16 protein-coding genes are annotated in these 20052 nt (G+C 61.5%); 9 read left to right on the forward strand and 7 right to left on the reverse strand.

The annotated features are described in order from the left end of the window. Window positions 1–88 precede the first annotated feature (88 nt). Window positions 89–823 carry a response regulator gene (locus QZY03_RS04300; protein WP_295578531.1) on the reverse strand — a complete coding sequence of 245 codons (735 nt, stop codon included), beginning with the start codon at window positions 821–823 and terminating at the stop codon, window positions 89–91. 8 nt (window positions 824–831) lie between these two features. Further along, on the reverse strand, window positions 832–2289 hold the full coding sequence (locus QZY03_RS04305) for an ATP-binding protein (RefSeq protein ID WP_295578532.1): 1458 nt from the start codon (window positions 2287–2289) through the stop codon (window positions 832–834). A gap of 151 nt (window positions 2290–2440) precedes the next feature. Here QZY03_RS04305 and QZY03_RS04310 point away from each other — a divergent pair, with 151 nt between their 5' ends. The 6 genes from QZY03_RS04310 to QZY03_RS04335 all read left to right on the forward strand — a co-directional run bounded on the left by QZY03_RS04310 (window position 2441) and on the right by QZY03_RS04335 (window position 10126). Next, window positions 2441–3496 carry a cytochrome-c peroxidase gene (locus QZY03_RS04310; RefSeq protein ID WP_295578534.1) on the forward strand — a complete coding sequence of 352 codons (1056 nt, stop codon included), beginning with the start codon at window positions 2441–2443 and terminating at the stop codon, window positions 3494–3496. A 455-nt stretch (window positions 3497–3951) separates the two neighbouring features. Then, on the forward strand, window positions 3952–5004 hold the full coding sequence (locus QZY03_RS04315; protein WP_295578535.1) for a sugar transferase: 1053 nt from the start codon (window positions 3952–3954) through the stop codon (window positions 5002–5004). A gap of 396 nt (window positions 5005–5400) precedes the next feature. Beyond that, window positions 5401–6036: a CpsD/CapB family tyrosine-protein kinase gene (locus QZY03_RS04320; protein ID WP_295578536.1), complete on the forward strand. Its 636-nt coding sequence runs from the start codon at window positions 5401–5403 to the stop codon at window positions 6034–6036. Further along, the gene (locus QZY03_RS04325) at window positions 6029–7117 is read left to right on the forward strand and encodes a polysaccharide biosynthesis/export family protein (RefSeq protein WP_295578537.1); all 1089 of its coding nucleotides are present in this window, start codon (window positions 6029–6031) and stop codon (window positions 7115–7117) included. Before QZY03_RS04320 ends, QZY03_RS04325 begins: the two co-directional genes overlap by 8 nt. 14 nt (window positions 7118–7131) lie before the next feature. Then, window positions 7132–8631 carry a Wzz/FepE/Etk N-terminal domain-containing protein gene (locus tag QZY03_RS04330; protein WP_295578538.1) on the forward strand — a complete coding sequence of 500 codons (1500 nt, stop codon included), beginning with the start codon at window positions 7132–7134 and terminating at the stop codon, window positions 8629–8631. Continuing rightward, entirely contained in the window at window positions 8624–10126 is a 1503-nt protein-coding gene (locus tag QZY03_RS04335) for a lipopolysaccharide biosynthesis protein (RefSeq protein WP_295578540.1), read from the forward strand. The genes QZY03_RS04330 and QZY03_RS04335 overlap by 8 nt, the downstream gene beginning before the upstream one ends. On the opposite strand, the gene QZY03_RS04340 is transcribed toward QZY03_RS04335, so the two are convergent. Genes QZY03_RS04340 through QZY03_RS04350 form a run of 3 tightly spaced genes read right to left on the reverse strand, consistent with a single transcriptional unit; the run spans window position 10065 to window position 13920 of the window. Next, window positions 10065–11267 carry a glycosyltransferase gene (locus QZY03_RS04340; protein ID WP_295578541.1) on the reverse strand — a complete coding sequence of 401 codons (1203 nt, stop codon included), beginning with the start codon at window positions 11265–11267 and terminating at the stop codon, window positions 10065–10067. The genes QZY03_RS04335 and QZY03_RS04340 overlap by 62 nt on opposite strands. Window positions 11268–11314: 47 nt before the next feature. Further along, on the reverse strand, window positions 11315–12472 hold the full coding sequence (locus tag QZY03_RS04345; RefSeq protein ID WP_295578542.1) for a glycosyltransferase: 1158 nt from the start codon (window positions 12470–12472) through the stop codon (window positions 11315–11317). Then, window positions 12469–13920: an O-antigen ligase gene (locus QZY03_RS04350; protein ID WP_295578543.1), complete on the reverse strand. Its 1452-nt coding sequence runs from the start codon at window positions 13918–13920 to the stop codon at window positions 12469–12471. Before QZY03_RS04350 ends, QZY03_RS04345 begins: the two co-directional genes overlap by 4 nt. Window positions 13921–14083: 163 nt before the next feature. Here QZY03_RS04350 and QZY03_RS04355 point away from each other — a divergent pair, with 163 nt between their 5' ends. Then, window positions 14084–15037, forward strand: coding sequence for a glycosyltransferase family 2 protein (locus tag QZY03_RS04355; RefSeq protein WP_295578544.1), 954 nt, complete (start codon window positions 14084–14086; stop codon window positions 15035–15037). A gap of 75 nt (window positions 15038–15112) precedes the next feature. On the opposite strand, the gene QZY03_RS04360 is transcribed toward QZY03_RS04355, so the two are convergent. Next, window positions 15113–15865, reverse strand: coding sequence for a polysaccharide deacetylase family protein (locus QZY03_RS04360; RefSeq protein ID WP_295578545.1), 753 nt, complete (start codon window positions 15863–15865; stop codon window positions 15113–15115). Window positions 15866–16219: 354 nt separating this feature from the next. On the opposite strand from QZY03_RS04360, the gene QZY03_RS04365 reads away from it, so the two are divergent. Then, on the forward strand, window positions 16220–17896 hold the full coding sequence (locus tag QZY03_RS04365; RefSeq protein WP_295578546.1) for a phosphoethanolamine transferase: 1677 nt from the start codon (window positions 16220–16222) through the stop codon (window positions 17894–17896). On the opposite strand, the gene QZY03_RS04370 is transcribed toward QZY03_RS04365, so the two are convergent. Then, entirely contained in the window at window positions 17858–18916 is a 1059-nt protein-coding gene (locus QZY03_RS04370) for an alginate lyase family protein (protein WP_295578547.1), read from the reverse strand. The two genes, QZY03_RS04365 and QZY03_RS04370, sit on opposite strands and share 39 nt — an antisense overlap. A gap of 270 nt (window positions 18917–19186) precedes the next feature. On the opposite strand from QZY03_RS04370, the gene QZY03_RS04375 reads away from it, so the two are divergent. Then, on the forward strand, window positions 19187–20035 hold the full coding sequence (locus QZY03_RS04375) for a class I SAM-dependent methyltransferase (RefSeq protein WP_295578548.1): 849 nt from the start codon (window positions 19187–19189) through the stop codon (window positions 20033–20035). The last annotated feature ends 17 nt before the right edge of the window (window positions 20036–20052 follow it).

Consider the following 20052-nt stretch of genomic DNA (forward strand, 5'->3'; position numbering starts at 1 on the left):
GCTTGGGTCTGGCCGGATTAATGATCAAGGCCGAGTAATCAACCACTCCGGCGCCCGGATTTCATCATTTGAGCGCTTTACTCCCTACTCATTCCTCCCCCCGATCCTCATACCGGTACCCGACCCCATAGACCGAGTGCACCAGTTCCCGGCCGGGCAGCAGATCCTCCAGCCGGCGGCGCAGTTTCTTGATGTGGCTGTCGATGGTGCGGTCCGCGACGATCCGGCGGTCGGTGTAGATGCGGTCCATCAGCCGCTCGCGCGAAAAGATGCGTCCGGGAGCCGCGTACAGGGTCGCCAACAGGGCGAACTCCACCGCGGTGAGTTCGATCGCCCGGCCCTGCGCCTGCACCCGCAGCGCGTCCGGGTCCAGGGTGAACGGATCGACAGCGACCACGCCGTCCGCCGTCCCGGCACCAAGCGCGTCGAACACCGGCGGCCCGGCACTGCGCCGCAACACGGCCTTGACCCGCGCCACCAGTTCACGCGGGCTGTAGGGCTTGCACACATAGTCATCGGCGCCAAGCTCCAGCCCGATCAGCCGATCGATCTCCTCGACCCGGGCGGTGGTCATGATGACGGGTAGCCGACCCGGCTCACCGGGCTCGGCGCGGATCTCCCGACACAGGGTCAGCCCGTCCTTGCCCGGCAACATCAGGTCCAGCAAGATCAGGTCCGGGCGATGCGTGCGCACCCAGTCCAGCACGGTCTCACCGGTGTGGAGCTGATCGACCTGATAGCCGGCAGCCTTGAGATAGTCGGCCACCAGGGCGGCCAGGCGCTGTTCGTCTTCGACGATCAGGATACGCTGCGGTTGATGCATGACGGACCTCAGGTGGGTAACTCGATGTGAATCCACAGACCACCAGCGGGGGCAGCGGCGGCATTGATGGTCCCGCCATGGGCCTCGATGACATTCTTGACGATCGCCAGGCCCAAGCCAGCCCCGCCGGTATGGCGGCTGCGCGAGTCCTCCACCCGATAGAGCCGGTCGCACAGCCGCGGCAGTGACTCGGGCGGACAGCCGGGCGCCGTGTCCTGAAAGTCCAGCGTCACCCGCTCGCCGCTGCGGTCCAGGGTGACGGCGAGCCCGCCGCCGGGGTCGGTGTACTGCAGACTGTTGCCGAGCAGATTGCGGAACGCTTGCGATAGCCGGTCCGGATCGGCGCTCAACAGCAGCGGCGCCGGCGCCCAGTCCAGCAGTTCCAGGGAGAGTCCGGCCGCCTGGAAGCGCGCACGGAAGGCGTCCAGATCCGTCTGCAAGACCTCGCGCAGATCGGTCTCGGTCAGTCGGTAGCTCAGTGCACCCAGGTCGGTCACCGACAACTCGTGCAGGTCCCCAACCAACCGGTTCAAGCGCAGCACGTCGGCGTGCAGGGCGTCCACCGCGGCCCGGTCGAGGGGCCGCACTCCATCCTGCAGCGCCTCCAGTTCGGCCAGCAGCAGGGCGATGGGGGTGCGCAGTTCATGGGCGATGTCGGCCACCCAGCGGCGGCGCGCCTGTTCGTTGCCTTCCAGGGTAGCGGCCAGGACGTTGAGGTCGCGCCCCAGACGGGCGATCTCATCCCCACCATGCACACTCACCCGGGCACTGAAATCCCCGGCAGCGAGGCGGCGGGTCGCCTCCTGAATACGCCGTACCGGCCGCACCACCCGCTGCGCCAACGGATAAGCCAGCACGGCCGAAATCAATAGCATCGCCAAGGCGATGATCCACAGCCGGCTGCCTTGGCGGGACTGAAACTCGAGATCCGGCAACTCGGCCAGCGGCGGACCGGGCAGGGCTGCCAGCGAACCGATGGACTGGCCGTCCAACTCCAACGGATAGCGCCGCGTTCCCGGTAACAGGGATGACTGGCCATAGACGACGGCCCCGGCTCCATCCAGCAACATCAGCCGCAACTCCAGCGGGGCGGGCCGCTCAAGACCGCGCGCCAGCGCCCAGGTCGGCGGCCAGGCGCCGGCATCGTTCAGAACACGGCGCACCCAGGGCGGCAAGTGACCGCGCCGCGGGTCACCGCGCGCCAACCGATCCTTCGGATCCCGACCCAGTAAGGCCGCGATCCACCGGGATTTGTCCGCGCGTAACGGCCCCCAGGAGCCGCTTTCGGCATAGACCGCGATGAGCCGCTCAGCAATGGTGCTGATCCGCTCCGACTCGCGCGCATCCGCCAACTCGATCAGCCCCTGCTCGATGGACCAGCGCACGAAGGCATGGGTGCCGACCACCACCAGCAGGCAGGCCAGCAGCAGAGTCAGGAACAGCTTGGCGCGGATGGATAGGGTCATGTTGGACTCAGCATGCCCTGCCGGGGTGCAAGAAAAAAGAATCAGCCAGAAGTTCTGACCAAAGTCATAGCCTCGTCATTGCCGCGTCGTTAACCTTAGCGAGCCGTTGTAGGCATCACGTGTTCCGATGTACCTAACACCAGGAGTCTCCATGAAACTCACCCTGATCGCCGTTGCTTGCTCAACCGCGCTGGTCGGCACCCTCGCCACCGGTGTGGCCCTGGCCGATGACGCTGCCCTGCGTGCCCAGGCCAAGTCCGCCGGGCTGGCCGCCCTGCCCTACGGCGCCGGCAAGGTGACGGACAATCCGCTGACGCGCGAGAAGATCGACCTTGGGGCCATGCTGTTCTTCGACCCGCGGATTTCCGCCAGCGGCCTGATCAGTTGCAACACCTGCCACAACCTGGGCACCGGCGGCGATGACAATCTGCCCACCTCGGTCGGCCACGGCTGGCAAAAAGGCCCGCGCAACGCTCCAACGGTGTTGAACGCGGTCTACAACAAGGCGCAGTTTTGGGACGGCCGCGCCGCGGACCTCAAGGAGCAGGCCAAGGGACCGGTGCAAGCCGGCGTGGAGATGGCCAACAAGCCGGACGCCGTGGTCGTCACCCTGCAAAGCATGCCGCAGTATGTGGAACGCTTCAGCCGGGCCTTCCCCGGTGAGGCGGACCCGGTCACCTTCGACAACATGGCCCGCGCCATCGAGGCCTTCGAGGCCACCCTGGTCACCCCGGCCGCGCCTTTCGACGCCTGGTTCGAGGGTAATGACCAGGCCATGACCGAGGAGCAGAAGCAAGGGCTGGACCTCTTCATCACCAAGGGCTGCACCGCCTGTCACAGCAGTGTGAACTTCGGCGGACAGGACTACTTCCCCTTTGGTCTGATCAAGAAACCGGGGGCCGACATCCTGCCCCGCGGGGATAAGGGTCGCTTTGCGGTGACCAAGACCGCCTCGGATGAGTATGTCTTCCGCGCCGCCCCGTTACGTAACATCGCTCTGACCGCCCCTTACTTCCACTCCGGTCAGGTCTGGGACCTGGAACAGGCGGTTGCGGTCATGTCCAACGCCCAACTCGGCACCGAGATGGAAGAACACCAGGCCACGCTGATCGCGCAATTTCTTACCGCCCTGACCGGTGAGCAGCCGCAGGTGCTCTACCCGATCCTGCCGGTGGAGACCACGGACACACCCAAGCCCAAGCTCTGACATTGGAGGCGGGAACCACCGATCCTGTTGGTTCCCGCCGAGCACTCCGCCGGAAAATCCGCCCTGCCGGGCTTGGTACCCGCAACCCATTCCGCGCTTGATCCGGGTACCACCCGACCGCCGCGTCACCCGACTCCCGGGTGTTATAGCGTTCGCACCTGATATCCAGACAGACCTTCGTGTAGGGGCGGGTTTGAAACCCGCCCCTGCGTCCGGTTATCACGTCCGAAGGCTATAGCGCCCCGAGCACGCCAGCGGCCGAATTGACCATCGCATACGACACATCGCGTGCTTTTCGGTTGACTGAGCGCTGCTGATCCGCGCCGCGACCACCACACACCCAAGTTCGCGCATTGCAAAAGCGCTTACCAGTTCACGCTAATTCCCCAAGAAAACTTAAGAATACTTAACACAACAAGATCGTATCGCAGGATCTCAGCGCCCGGGTGTTTCACATGCATTACTCCCTACCTCAACCCCCCCTTCTCCAGCAGTCGGTCATCGCGCACCGGTCGCCAAGCGGCGAAAACGCACACGGGGTACTCAACATTGCCGCCAGCCTGACCCTGCTCTTGTTGGCACTGCCGTTCCTGATTCTGATTCCGATCCTGATCAAGCTCACCAGTTCAGGACCAGTGCTTTACACCGGCACCCGACTCGGATTGCACAAAAAACTATTCTCAATATATAAATTCCGCACCCTGAGGCCAGGTGCCCAAGAGATCATCGGCGCCGCACTGCTCAACGAAGGGCACCACCTGGAAACGCCGATCGGCGCCTTTCTCCGCGACACCAAACTCGATGAATTACCGCAGATCTTCAATGTTATCAGAGGAGACATGAATATCGTTGGTCCACGGCCGGAGCGGCCGGAGGTCTACGATCGCCTGTGCCGACAGATTCCGGGTTACGATTCACGATTTGAGATCAAGCCGGGGTTGATCGGTTTTGCACAGCTATTCACTCCGCACGGCAGCCCGAAACGTGCACGCTCACTGATCGACCATTTCTACCAGGTCCGCGGTTGCCGGAACAGTCAAGACGTCGGCTTCTTTTTTTACACGATTTGGTTGCTTGCTATCAAGGCGATACGCATCAGCGGGCGGCGTGCCCTCGACCTGATCGGCCGCCCCCACGGTGACGAGCGCCGCGCACTCCACCGCGTCCAGTCGCGTGATGGGCGCGGCTACCTGCGGCCCTTCGACGCACCGCCACATGCACCGGAGATACCGTGCCGTCTCCTCAATCTCAACCGCGACACGATCCTCATCCAATGCGATGCCGACCGGCCCCTGACCCGCGTCCATCTGCGTCTGGAACGTTATGCGCGCAATCGGCCAGGGCAGCCGGCAAAACGTCGGATCGTACACTGCGAAGGCGAAGTGCGCAGCAAGCGCACTCCAGCAGCCGCCGCCGATAGCTGGCGTTATGTGCTCAAGGTGGAGCCCTGTACGCCATTGAATGAATTCAAGTTTCAGAAATATTTTCTGAAGTGCGGAATCTCATGAACACGAATCACTGACTGCGCATCCGGATCGGCACGGGCGCCCACCCGCGTGCGGGCACGCGGCGAACGCGACCGGTCATCAGGCGTTTGAAATCCGCTGGCGAGTGATCCCCGACCCGCTGTCCGCGGGGCGGGAGCCGGCAGCCCGGGCGAGATAAGCGACTCGCATGTTGCACGCCGAACCCCGCCCGGATACGCTCTCTGGTAGGCGGGCTGCATGTGGCGCCGCCCCCCCACGCCGGTCGTGATGTTCAGAACCCCGCATTGCCTGGGGCCCCCGGCGCGAGAAATTCATACAAACAAAAGGTTAGTATGGGTATTGCGGTACCCGCCTTGCCCGACGCACAGATTTAGGAAATCCTAGGACGCGTTGATGAACCCGTCACTGTCACCGCTCATGATCGCGGACTCGGCACCGCTCGCCGCCGTCGCCGCGAGCCTGATTCGACTGCGTCAAAAACAGACCCTGACCAACCTGATCGTCACCAGCTGCAACGCGGGCGAAGGCAAGACGACCGTTGCCCTGCAGATCGCCAGAGCGGCGGTACTGGAATCCGAGCTGCGGGTCTTACTGATCGACGGCAATCCGGCCAACCCGCGGTTGGCCGACTTGCTCAGCTGCGATCCCGTTCCCGGGTTCGCGGATTTTCTCGATGGTCGTGTCGCGGAGGATGTCATTATTCGCGCCACCACGGTAAAGGGTCTCGACCTGATGCCCTTCGGCAGCCCTGGACCGGGCCGGGCCAGCCGCTACGACCCAGGACGTCTGCGCAGCAAACTGCCATGGCTGAGCGGCACGGAAAGTGCCGGCTACGACCTGATCGTCCTTGATGGCCCGAGCAGCTTCGGCGAATTCGACCTGACCGCAAGCGCCAGCCTGTTCGATGGTGTGGTGCTGGTCATCGAATGCGAGCGCACCCGCTGGGAAGTCGTCAGGAACTATCAGGACAGGCTGCGCGACGGCAACGCCAATCTGCTCGGCGCCGTCATGAACAAGCGCCGGTATTACATTCCCAAAGGACTTTATGTCTGAGCGGCACGATTCCGAGCGGCTCGCCTGGCCGCGGAACCGGGTCCGCGTCAGAACCGGACGCTGGTTGCGCATCCTCACCGTGTTGGTCCTGGTGCTGAGCGCCATCGCCTGCGGCACCCGGCGCGACATCGCGGTCGACGAAGAGGTCAGCGTCGGGCGCCGCTCTTTCTCATTCGAGACGTCCAATAACTTCGATCTGATGTCAAAGTATCGCATCTCGCCGGGCGACGTTCTCGACGTCCTGTTCCAGATTCGTACCTGGATCGAAAAGGAAAGCTTTCAAATCGCTGCCGACCATACGGTCGCAGTCAACTTCGTCTATACGCCAGAGCTGAATACAGAACAGTTGGTACGCCCCAACGGGATGATTACCTTACCCTATGTCGGCGAGACCTATGTCGTCGGCAAGACACCCAAGCAACTCGAGGCAGATCTCAAAGCGGCCTATGCCGGGATCTTGCGCGCCCCGGAGATCTTCGTTCAGGTCCCCGAGTTCCAGTCATCGATCAAAGAGCTCAAGCGCGATCTGCACACGGCCTCACGCGGTCTGAGCCGGCTGGTGACGGTGCATCCCGACGGCTTCGTCGTCTTCCCCATGCTTGGCGAGGTCCAGGTCGCCGGGCGCAGCATCACCGACGTCAATGAAGAACTGAACGAAAAATACGAGGTCATGATCTCCGGACTGCATGTCGATCTCTTTCTCGAGAAGCACTCCGGCTCGCTGGTCTATGTGCTCGGAGCGGTCAAGGAGCCGGGCGGCTTCACCATCGCCAAACCGATCTCGGTCGCTCAAGCACTCGCGCTGGCAGGCAGCTTCAGCGACGGAGCCGAGTTACGCTCCGTCATCGTGGCACGGCGTCACCATGAGCGCGAAATCGTCGCCACCCGGCTTGATCTGACCCGCTCCGCTGACCTCGGTGGACGGGGGTCGCTGTTCTACCTGATGCCGGATGACATCGTGTTTGTGCCGCGTACCTTCCTCAACGAAGCAGCCCAAGTCGGCACCGAGTTGCGCGATGCACTGATGTTCCGCGGCTGGAATATCAACATCGATAGCATCTCCCTCGACGACAACCCGTAACGGGGTATAAGTTTTTGCAACACAGCAGTCAGCAATTCGAAAACTATCTGCGGGAGCTGCTGCTGATCTATTTCGCGCGGCAATCGCTGATCCTCGCCACCACCGTCATCATTTTCCTGACGGCCGCCGCGGTCGCGTTCTTCGCTACCCCGATCTATTCAGCACAAGGCAGCGTGCTGGTGCGCTCCGCCGAAATCCAACGCAGTCCCGATGCGGTCGAAAACGAGGACGTGCGCGCCTTCAAGGTCGGTGAAGAGGATCTGCGCTCCGAACTCGAACTGCTGCGCTCGCCCGCCGTCATTCAGGGCGCGGTCAGCCGATTGGTCGACGAACAGCGCACCTTCGCCGACCACTTGGACTGGCTACGGATTCAGAAAGACCTGAAGACCGATCTGGTTCCGGATTCGCGAGTCATCACGATCGCGCTGCAGCGCGACAACGCCGATCAAGCTGTGGCCATCCTCGACGCGATCCTCGACGAGTATATCCTGCGACGTTCCCAGATCATCTACCCCGAGGGCAGTATTGAGTTTTTTACCACCCAACTCGACCGCTTCAGGCAGCAGATCGACGACACCGAACAGCAACTGACCACACTGGCGGCCGGGGCCGGGACGCCCGACCCGAGCAAGGAGATCGAACACAATTTGCTTATGAAGCAGCATCTCGGCGAACGTTTGAATACGCTCGAGGCCGATGCCGCAACGCTACGCGAGGATCTCAAGTATCTCGACAAGGTGCTGGCTGAAAAGGACGTCAGGCACTTTTCATTCCTGGACAACGAGACCATCACCGAGATGGCCGGGCGCCTCGTTGATCTTCAGATCGAGCGCGGTAAGACGGCTCGCCATTATGAGGACAACGCGCAGGCCGTGACCGTCATCGACAAACAAATCCTCACCAGCCTCAAGCAACTCCGACAGGAGGTTGAGGATTATCGCAATCGCCTCGCCTCAAACCTCGCCGCGAACACCGAGCAACAAAGCGTCTTAACGACGCACATCAGCGTGATCGCGGCCCGCACCCTCGAATTGAACCTGAAACGCATCGAAGCTGATCAATTAAACCGTAAGGCCGAGCTGCTGCATCAGTCCTTTGCGACCTTCTTCAAGCGCCGCCAAGAGGCCGAGATCAACACCAGGGTCGATTCCGCGATGTCGCGCTTTTATGTCAGCATTCTCAATCGCGCTTACTCGACCGGGCTCCCCGTGTTCCCGAACCGTCCGATGCTCCTGGTCGTCGGCCTGCTCGCTGGTCTGGTGACGGGCTTCAGTCTCGGTTTCGTGCGTGAATTCTTCGATCACAGCTTCAAGAACCCGCGTGATCTGGAGCAATATTCCGGTCTGCCGCTGTTATTTTCCGTCCCCTTGATCACCGAAGCCAGCAACGCCCCGGCGGCCTGGCGCGACACCGAACCGGGTCAGGAGTCGCGCCTCGACTGGGCAGCGGGCAGCGGTCTGGCATCAGCATCCGCGCCCGTGCCGCCCGTCACCAGGCAGCACGGCAGTGGATAGCCTCACCGGCACACTCGCGCGTTATCTGTCGAGCAAACTCATCAGCCAACTGGTCGGCGCCGCGATCGGTTTCCTGCGTCCCCGACTGTTATCGCCGGAGTTGTTCGGCATCTGGACCCTGCTCAAGTTAATCCCGCAATATGCGGTCTTCGCCGACCTCGGCACCCGGACGGCGTTACGAATTTTTTATCCCTGGCACATGGCCCGCGGGGATCTGGTACAGGCCCGTGAACTGGTCTGCGGCGGCATCCTTGGGGCCTTACTGATCGACTTGCTGCTCGCATCGACGCTTGCCGCCATCGCGTTGACCGGCAATTGGAACGACACGATGCGCTTCGGCCTGGTGGCGATGGCGACCGTGGTCGTATTACAGGGATTACATCATTCATTTTTCGCTGCGCTCAAAGCAAGCCAGCGCTTTGATGTCATCGCCCATGCCACCTATGTCGAATCGGCGGTCCTCGTGCTGACAACACTGTTGCTACTGCCGATACTGGGTCTTTACGGACTCTTCATTTCATTGGTGCTGAGCGAATTGACGATCACGCTCTATCTGGCCCGCCGTGTCGACATCGAACTCAAGTGGTCGCGGCGGATCCTCAGGCTGACCGCCGGCTTGATTCGACGCGGCTGGCCAATCATGAGCATGGAGTTGGCAATGATACTGGTCATCACCACCGACCGCTTTGTCGTCTCGGCCATGCTGGACACGACCGCGCTCGGTTACTACGGCGTCGCACTGATGATCGTCAGTTTTCTGCGCAACATTCCCGGCACCGCTCGCGAGGTCCTGGAGCCCCGACTGATGGCCGATCTTGCCGACATCGAGCGTCCGACATTACTGCGCCGGCATCTGCTGCAGCCCGCCCTGAATGCTGCCTTCCTGATGCCGCTGATGATCGGCCCGGTCGCGCTGGCGGCGCCCTTCGTCATTGACTGGCTGCTGCCCGACTACCAGCCGGCGGCGGTGCCCACCCAGGTACTCGCCTGCGGTGTCTACTTTCTGGCCCTGTCCCTGATCTTGCGCAGTGCCATCGTCGCTTTCGGCCGGCAAAGCCAAGCCGCCGCGGTGATGCCGCTGATCGTTCTGACCAACGTCCTGATCGCCTGGGCCATGCTGCAACTCGGTTGGGGGTTGGCGGGCGTCGCCGCGGCGAGTGGGCTCGCCTTCTTGCTGTTGTTTCTCACTCTGTGGCGGCTGCTGCGCCGGGAGCTTGAGGAAAGCGCGGCCAACGAGCGCCGTCAGCTGATTTGGATCTGGCCATTGAGCGGTCTGACTTGTCTGTTGATCTGGCTCTTGCCTCATCTGTACCGGGATGCCGGTCTGCTCGGTACCGGCCTGCATATTCTCGCGTTTCTCGGCGTCTTCCTGCTGCTGCACTGGTTGGCACAGCGCTCTCTGAGCCTGCTGAGTCCCCTGCCGATCGCACTGCTCAGCGGTCCGCTCCAGTCGATCCGCTCGATACTGGAGCGCGGGATGAGGCGTCGGCGGTGATCGCGTCGATCAAACAGGCCGCGTTAGTTCGCACATCGAACGCTTCGCGCACGCGCTGCCGTCCCTGCCGGGCAAGCCCGCGAGCCGCGTCCGGATGTTGGCTGATCCACTGCAGCTGATCGGCGATATCGACCGGGTTTCCGGGCTCCGCCAGCAAGCCGGTTCGACCATGTTCGATCAGTTCGGGGATACCGGACAAGCGGCTTGCCACCACTGGCCGCGCCATGGCCAAGGCCTCCATCAGTGATACCGGGATACCTTCCCGCCGTCCCTGCCGGTCCATGACACTGGTCAGCGCGACGACTTGGCAGGCGCCCAGATGAGCGTGTACAACCGGGCGCGGTTGCTGACCGAGAAACGCCACTTGCGCGCTGATCTCAAGACGATCACAAAGCGACTCCAGCTCGCCGCGCAAGGCGCCGTCGCCGATCAGGCTCAGATGCCACGCAAGGCCGCGCTCGGTCAACAGACGACAGGCACGCAACAATGACGCATGGCCCTTGACTGGTCGCAATAAAGCGATACACAAAATGCGCAGCGGGTCACCCTGCGGCACCGGCACCGGGACAAATGCTGTGTTATCGATGCCGCAATGGATGAGCAGCAGCTTCGGGCGCAAGGCTTCGCCGATACGCGCGACAGCAAACTCCAGGTTATAGCGCGAGATCATCACCGCGAACCGCGCCCGTCGAACCTTTTCGGCCAGCATGGTCTGGTCAACATGCAGATCGCTGCCATGAGCGGTAAAGCTGTAGGGTATCCCGACGAGTCGCTGAATGATCCAGGCCGCCAGGGTTGGATGGGTACAAAAGTGCGCATGGAGATGCCCGATGCCACGCCGCCGCGCCTCTTCCGCCAGATAGACCGATTTCAACCAGATGCCCGCGGCGCCCAGCGTGAAATTGAGACTGGGCGCGACCCGCACGAAAGTCGATACCAGCGTTCGGACATACCGCAATGGCGCCGCGCGCAGCATCCGCCAATTGGCCGCCAGGATGGCTCGCGATATGAACGGCGAGTAGACCAGATCATGCTGCACCTGCAAGGTTTCAGGATGCTGTGCACCCGACCCTTCACGGATCAGCGGAAACAGCGTGACCTGGCAACCCCGACGTTTGAATTCCAGGACTTCGTCGAGCACGAACGTTTCCGACAACAGCGGAAACCGCGACATGATATAGCCGACTCTCACCATTGCGTTACCCGGCGCCCGGACAGAAAATCTTTCCAGCCCAGAACGATCCCGACATTGACACAAAGGACCCAGGGGATCAGCCCGACCCACCGCGGCAATCCGCGGGTGCAACGGTCGAACCCCACCGCCAGTGTCATCAGCACCGCGCCCACCACCGCCAGCGTCGCAGTTCCCAGCATGATCAACCAAGGACCGGACGGCGCGGCCACACTCAGCAGCGCGAGCTGCAGATAAGCAAGCGCGATGGCCAGCGGAAACAGCCTACGCAACACCTTGTGTACCATCAGCGCCAAGGCGTAGCGACCGTGGCAACGCAAAGAAAGCGCGGCAGCGCGCAGCCGCAATGCCGTCAGTCCACGGCAAACAATGCGGCGCTGCCGCCGTATCACCATGGACAAAGTCTCCGCCGGCGGCCCAATCAGCGCAACCGCGGCGGGCACGAAAGCAAACCGATAACCGGCAATCACCGCGGTCAAGCCGATGTAGAGGTCGTCGACAACCCCAGCGGGGATGGGCTCGAACAGTCGGCGACGCAGTGCCAGCAGCGTACCGTTACTGGCGGTGATGGAGCCGAACACTGCTTCCTCGCGCGTCTTGAGCTCCGCCTCGTGCTCCCAGTAACGACCCTGCATCAAGGCATCCGCACGATCGACCAGCACGCGCCCGCAAGCGGCACCAATGCTTTGATCGACAAAGGCTGCGGCGATGGTCTCAACCGCCCCTGGCGACAACCGCGCATCGAGATCGGAGAAAATCAAAAGGTCGCCGCGGGCAATCGCCACGGCCGCGTTCAAGGCCGCATATTTTCCCTGACGCGGGTTTTCGACCACGCGCACTGCATAAGGAGCATCGGCGGGCCGCAACAACGGCAGATCCGTCACCGCGCCATCGAGCGACAGAATCAGCTCCACCGGTCCATCGGGCCACTCCAACCCGCGCAGCGATGCGAATTTCGCCGTCAGGAGCTGCGCCGATCCATGCACCGGAACAATCAACGACAACCCCCGCGGGCGCTCGCCAAGGGGTCGGTTCACGCTTGATTTCCGCGGCGGCAACAGGCGCAACAGCAACGGCAGGCCCAGCACGCTAGCCAGAGCCAGCAGCAGCGTCAATAAGAACAAACCGAATAGCAGGGGCGTCGCGGCGGTCATCGCGGTGAGACCGCCGCGCCGTACGAATCGACGGTCGTCTCCGCGGCGGCCGCCAGCGCGGTACGCAGCCAAACCGCCGACAGACCAATCGACAGCAACATGAACTTCTGGAACACGTCGCTGAACATGGCCATGTAAAGCAATAAGAAACCAAACGCGACCAGGTGATGCAGTACCTCATCGGCATGGTAACCGTCACCCTGAACGAGAAATAGCCGGCGCGTACGCAGCAGATTGCGCATGGCCGTGATCAGGAGTCCGGCGAAAAAAAAGAAACCCAGCAGCCCGGTTCCGACCAACACCTCAATGTAAGTATTGTGAGCGAAACGTCGATTCGTCGAACCTTTCCGATCATAACGCTGAGCCCAATCACTGACCTCGTAGAGATCACGAAAAGTACCAGGCCCGTAACCGAGAAGCGGACGCGCGATGAGCGCGTCACGGGCGACGATCAAATAAGATCCGCGCCGGTTGAGCGACCGGTCCGTCCCCGAAGAGACCAGCGTCTCCTGACGCTGCCAGAAAGACTGCGGGAGCATCAGCGACGCGAGCAGCAGCACGGCAACCGCCCCGGCGAACAGCAGACCCAGTTGCCGTGGCCGTATTTTTCGAGCATTGATAAAAAATAATGTCAGCAGGACCAGCGTGACGACCAGTGCGCCGCTGCGCGAAAACGTCCCCACCATCGCCCCGACATTGATGAATAACATGACCAATGCCAGAAGCCGTACCAGATGACGCCGGGTGTGGGTCATAAAAAAGACCACGAAGGGCAGACCGAAAATGATTTGCATCGCAAGCGCATTCGGGTCGGCGGTACCACCGGTACTGCGGCTGAACGTATCACCTTCCGAAAACAAACCAATATGAAAGACGGACCCGATTACCGCCAGTAGTGAACCAAGTGAGACGGACGTTGCGATGACAATCGGCAGGTGTCGCGTGACGCCGATTTGATCGGTGAGCGCGATGGTGAGTCCAAAAAAAACGATGGCGACCAAGGTCAGAACAACCTCCGCTGCCGCGCTGCCTTGGTAATCGGAAAAGAAAGTAGACAACAAACTCGCCGCAAGGAACAACAAGAACCACGGCCAGAGATTGGAGCGAAAACGCGCCACAAAGGTGGAATCGGACAACAGTCGAGCGGCCACGATCAGCAGCAACACGAGTGCGAGCAGCCAATGGATTCGGATGTTCTCCAGCGGACCGCCCAAATCGCGAAAGTTGCCGAAAGGAATCAGGAAGACAATAGCGTAAAGACCGAACTCCGGACGACGGCCGATGACCAACAGGAAAACCACTCCCAAACCCGGAATCAGCGCCAGCAAAGGATAGGCGGTCAGCAGCGGGAGTGCGCTGGCCAGGACGACCAACCCGACCAACGCCCACCATAGCAAACCGACGGGTCTTGAGGCTATCATCCGGACTTCTCCGATCAAAAGAGACATCCGACCACCGGGGATCCACGCGCGCAGTCGCCAATCCAGTGTCCGGGTGCGAACTATCGTTGAGCCGCGAGTGGGCGTACGGCACCGCGACCCATGGCCCCATGATCGCGGTCATGGCCGCAGCGATGATCCAACCCCGAGGCCGCAAGCAGTCAACCATACCATGCTCAGCACCACCGTCGTCATACCAACCTTTCATCGCCCCGCCGAACTCACTACCGCGCTACGCTCGATCTTGACACAAACGCGCCGACCGGACGAGTTGATCGTCGTTGACGACGGCAACCTGCCCGAACTGCCGTTGCACAGTCAATTACAGCAGGCCGGCATCGCCTGCCGACTGGAGCGCAAAGCGCTTCCCGGCTTGACCGAATCACGCAATCTGGCCATCGCCATCGCCACCGGTGACCTGCTCTTCTTTTTCGATGATGATGTCGAACTCTTTCCGGATTATCTTGAGCACACTATATGTATATTTGAGCAAGACGCCGCCGGCCGGATCGGCGGGGTCGGCGGGGTTATCGTCAATCACAAGCCCGTGGACACGAGCCGTCGCCTACGACGCATCCTGGATCGGCTGTTCCTGAACTCCGGCACAACCGAAGGCAGGGTTCTACGCTCCGGATTCAGTGTCAATTACGGCTACACCGGCCGTTTGCCCGACACCGACTACCGGGTCGACTTCCTGCCGGGCGGGGTCTGCGCCTACCGCCGCGAGGTTTTCAGCACGTTGCGCTTTACCCCCGGTTATCACGAGGTTGCCATCGGCGAGGACCTGGATTTCTCTTACCGGGTCGGCAGACGCTGGCGCCTGGTGCTGACCCCAAAGTCCAGACTCTATCATTTTGAATCGCCGAAGATGCGCCACGCGCCCTTTGCCACCGGACGCCGGTTCATTCTCGGCAAGTACTTGTTTTTTCGTGATCTCGTCCACGGCGCGTCGTGGGACTGGCTGTTGTTTTGGTACGCCTGCGGCGGCTACCTGATCATCCGTCTGCTGATCCTGGCCGCTTCACGGCAAGGTGCCGACTGGGACCGCGTTCGCGGCGTGGTCTCCGCGATCCTCGATATCGCTCGGGGACGCCTGCCGCAGCGAGCCGTCGCCGTCCCTCCCTGAGTCTGGCCTGACCACGGCCCGGCACATCCTGACTGACGGCCCGGACGATGAATCAGGCGATTTGACAGCAATCGCCTAAAGCGACTCGCGATTTCCGGCAGTGATGGCGGTCGCCTGGAGCTGTTTCACGCGCGCCAGCGACACGATCGAGTCGATCAGCACCGCTGCGCTCGACGAGGAATCGTGAAGCAACAAGATGTCGCCCGGTCGGACACCGCGGGCAAGCAAACGCTGTTTCAACTGATGCAACGCCGGATTCCCAAAGTCCCGCAGTGAATAACTCCAGAGAACGCAGACTTCGTCACGGTCTCGCAACGCCGGAAGAAGGCGCAGCGGAAGGCGACCATGGGGCGGACGGAACAACGGACAGGGCTCGCCCAGAATATCTTCAATGGCCTGTCGACCCGAGTCGATCTCAGCCATGGCAGCAGTGGTCGTCAACTCGACCAGTTTGCGATGATGGTACGTGTGACTGCCAATGACATGGCCGTCGCCCCGCAGTCGCCGAAGAATCTCCGGGTAGCGGCGCGCCTGTTCACCGATGCAAAAAAAAGTCGCCTTGGCATCGGCCGACGCCAACCGTTCAGCGACCCGCAGTGAGCCCTCGGGAGTCGGGCCATCGTCCAGAGTGATCGCCACGGTCGCCGAGGCGTTGCGTCCCAGCAACACCCGCCCTTGTCCCAACAACTGCCCGGCAACACGCCAATAGGCGGTGAACAAGGCGCTGCGAACAAGGTCTCTGGCAACACGACCAGGGTCTCCCATAGAATTACCCAGCGTTGGTTTAAAACTCCGAAACGGCCTGCCGCCATGGCACAGGCCGGTCACGGTTGCGCCGACACCCTTCCGACCAGGCGACACGTGCGCGGCTGCCCACGACCCCAGCACGACGGTGCGCCGATTGGAACCGCGGCACATCCACCGACTTATAGCGTTCGCACCTGATATCCAGACAGACTTTCGTGTAGGGGCGGGTTTGAAACCCGCCCCTACGTCCGGTTATCACGTCCGAAGGCTATAATCAAGCACCCGCCGGACCTTATCCTCCGGCAAGAGCCAACCACGAGCGCCGGAGCAACCCGCGGCCAGATGCACACCACACCCCGACTTCGGACCAAATGCGATCGCCAGGCGCGCCTCTGGGGCGTACTGCTGTTTCTGGCGTTGTCGAGCCCGAACCTGTTGCTGGCCTTCGGCGATGGCCAGAAGTCCATCTTCTCGCTTCCCGGCTTGTCATTTTTCCTGCTCTCCGCAGGCCTCGCCCTGCTATTGCTCGGCCTGTTTCGGCGGCCATGGGTCATGTTCCTGCTGTGTCTGCCGCTATTTGCCATACTGCCGCTCGAGATCTACTTCATCCAGGTCTACCAGTCCCCCTCAACGGTTAACATCGTGGCCAGCGCCCTCACGGGTGATCTGCACGAGGCACTGCAGTACATTGGCCCACTGCTGGTCCCGGCGTTCCTGACAATCATTGCCCTGATGGTACTCTGCTTCTTGGGCGTTCGTACCCTGCGCCGACGCGACTGCGTGCTGTCATTCCGACTGCGGCGATCCCTGATCGTCATCGGCAGCCTGACACTTGGTGTTATTTTCGCAAAAAATCTGATCAAAACGGATTGGAATCTCGACGAGACGCTGATCCAGACCGGCATCAATATCGAACGGACCTATCCGGTCGGCCTGATCTTGCGCATCTGGCGTGTTTATGAGGAGCAACGCCGCCTCCGGGACATCAGCGAGCGGATTGCCGGGTTTCGTTTCGACGCCCGTCTCAAAGCGCCGGCCGATGGATCGGGATTAAATGTCGTCCTGGTCATCGGCGAATCGCTGCGCCAATCGTCCTGGTCGCTTGGCGGGTACGCCCGCGAAACGGCACCGCGCCTGGCGCGCGAAGCCGGACTCGTCGCCTATTCCGACGCCACCGCCGCGGCCAGTCTCACGCGCACATCCGTGCCGCTGATGATCTCACGCGCGACCGCCGTCGATCCCGATCGTCATCTTGAAGAAAAGACTCTGCTCGGCCTGTTTTCCGAGGCTGGCTACCGCACCTGGTGGCTGTCCAATCAATTCAAACTCGGCATCAACAACACGACCATCACCGCCCACGCCGCCGAAGCCGATGAGGTCGCGTTCTTCAACGGCTCGGAGCTCGAAAAAACACCGTTCGACGAGGTGCTGCTCGCGCCGCTGGCGCAAACACTGAGTCGCCCGGGTCCAACGTATCGCTTCGTGATCCTACACACCATGGGCAACCATTGGGACTACAACTATCGCTATCCGGAGACCTTTGATCACTGGCAGCCGTCGCTGCGCGGTATGACCGATTATGCCATCGGCGAGCCAGGTATTGAGACGAACATGATCAATGCCTACGACAACGCGACCCGCTTCACCGACCATATCCTTGCAGAGATCATCGCGCTGCTGAAGTCCGCCCAGCGCCCCGGCGTCCTGATTTTCATGCCGGATCACGGCGAAAACCTGTTCGACGACGCGCGCCGCCTGACCGCACATGCCCATGACACCGCTTGGGAACTGCGGGTGCCGCTGGTCTTTTGGGCCACGGAATCGTACCGAACACAATACCCCCATATCTGGCAACAGGTGACAGCTCACCGCGACGCACCGGTGAGTGCCGACAATCTGTTCTATTCCGTCGCCGAACTCGGGCAGATCACCTTCAGTGGCGAAGCACCCGCGCTCAGTGTCGCCAGTTCCACATTCGCACCCGCGCCCCGCCGCTTTCTATCGATCAAAGGATCGGTGCTGAGCGCTGACAATGTGCTGCGGCAAGACCGACCAGCCACCACGCCCGCGTCCTCAAGGTTGGTTGATCCGCAAACCCTGGGGGGCCGGTAGTGAGGCGTGAGACCAGTCCGTATAACCGACGTTTTTGCCGGTCCGGCTTGGCGTGACGACCGGGAACGCGGTCTGATAGACCGCGTTGACCAAGTGCGGCTGCCAGGTATCATCGCCTTCGGCGGGATAACCCGCCTGCTCATGCAGCCACTGATAAGCACGCAGCAACGCTTTGTCCTCCCAGTCAAGCACCGGGTAACCGGCACGCTGCAAGATAACCGCTTGCGCCAGCGCGCCCTGAAGCGACTCGTAGACGTAGTTCTCTTTCGGCGGCGGCCACGTAAAACCGCCGCCGCGGCGCTGGTCGTCCGGGATCACCCCGTCGATACTGTGACCCTCGCGCGTGGCACCGCGGGGGTTGATGCCGACCGGATTCGCAGGGTCCGCCTGCCAGGCGAGATCACCGTATCTGAACGCCGCGTGGCTCGTGCGATCACCTAGGAAACCTTTAAACACGATGGCCGCCTGCGCAAACTCGGCCGCATCGCCCAAGTAGGCCGCCACCGCCAGTCGGCTCGCACCGGCCATCGTTCCCCAGTTGTTCGGTCGCTGTTCATGCGTCTGGCGCAACGTCCGACCCTCAAGCATCTTCTCGTCCAGCACCGTATCGAGCCAGACCCGAAACACCGCATCCTGCTCCGGCGGCAAGCCAACCAAATCGGCGGCCAGCACGTAGGCCATCAACTCCCGCCCGAGGGCAAGACTTTCACCGCCGGCTTCCGTGCCGATCGCCGCCAGACAACCCGCAATCACCGCATCACGATACGCCGGTTCACCCGTACGGGCATAAACCAACGCTTTCGCCAGGATCAACACGTTCGTTGGATCTTCCTGATTCGAGAGATCGGGCGACCCGATCGGCTGATCGGCGTCGGCTCTCAGCTTATCCCAGGCCGGCCCTTGAGTCGGAAGCGCTCTTAAACGCTGGCGGTCGATCCAGATGCCATTCGCCAAGGCCTGCATATCGGGCGGGACTGCTTGCGAACCGGTCGCCGCAAACAGCAGTGTGATCAGAATCACAAAAACAAGAGATGCCGGAACATGAAGCATTACAGAGTCCTCGGGCTGGGAACCGTCACGCGCTCTTTTCTGAAACACTCCTGCATAATGATACTATAATATTATTCGCCGTGTTGTTCCGATCAACCCGCGCCATCGCTGCCGACCGGCAACGGGTCGCGCGCAGGCGTCGCGCGGCTAAGCTTTTCAGTCTCGCCTTTTTCTTTTCGGCCAGGTTCCAAGGATAGCGCCTTGCCTGGTGTGATACATCGGACTTATCGAGGAATCGCGATGTTTACACAGTCGATACTGGATTACCTCGGTTGCCCGACCTGTGGCGGGGCACCGCTGAGCCTGGAAGCCTCCCGCGAGCAGGCCGGAACCATTATGGAGGGCAGCCTGCGCTGCACCGCGACGCACCGCTTTCCGATCCACTCCGGCGTCCCCATCCTGATTGATCAGTCGACGATGATTGGGGATGAATGGAAACTCTGGCAGGAACACCTGAATGGCTTCCAAAAGCGGCGCGAGCGGCGGGAGCGCGAGAAGATCCAGATCACCAGCAAACTGGGGCGGGCCAGTATCCAACAACATCATTTCAGCACCTTCACCGGTATCCAGGCGGGTCGATTGCTGGATGTCGGCTGCGGGCCAGGCAAGTTCCGCTACTGTTTCGACCAGCACCGCGTCGAGTATGTTGGGCTTGATCCCATCGTTCTGCCGGATACGGACGATTTCCCCTTTATCGCCGGACTGGCCGAATATCTTCCCTTCAAGACGGCAAGTTTTACCGACGTGACGGTTCTCGCGGCCTTGGATCACTTCAAAGATAAGCCGGCTTTCTTCAGCGAGGTGCGCCGGGTTTTGGTTCCCGGCGGCCGTTTCCACCTACTGCAAAGTATTCATGAAGCGAATGGCTTGAAGGGCACATTGAAATACCTGGCTCATGAGACCAAAGACTATATTGAATCCCGTTTGGGCGAGGCCAATCCTGAAGGCGTTCCGCCCCACATGACGGAGTTCGGCGGCAACGATTTGGCAGCATTGCTTCGGCAGTTTTTCACCTTGGATAAAGAACAACGCTACGAGGCACGCTTGCTGGCCCCTACCCGCATGTTTATCAGCATGCGCGCGGCATGAAAGTGGCAATTGGTGGG

It is taken from the genome of uncultured Lamprocystis sp. (assembly GCF_903933125.1).
Classification (GTDB): Bacteria; Pseudomonadota; Gammaproteobacteria; order Chromatiales; family Chromatiaceae; genus Thiodictyon.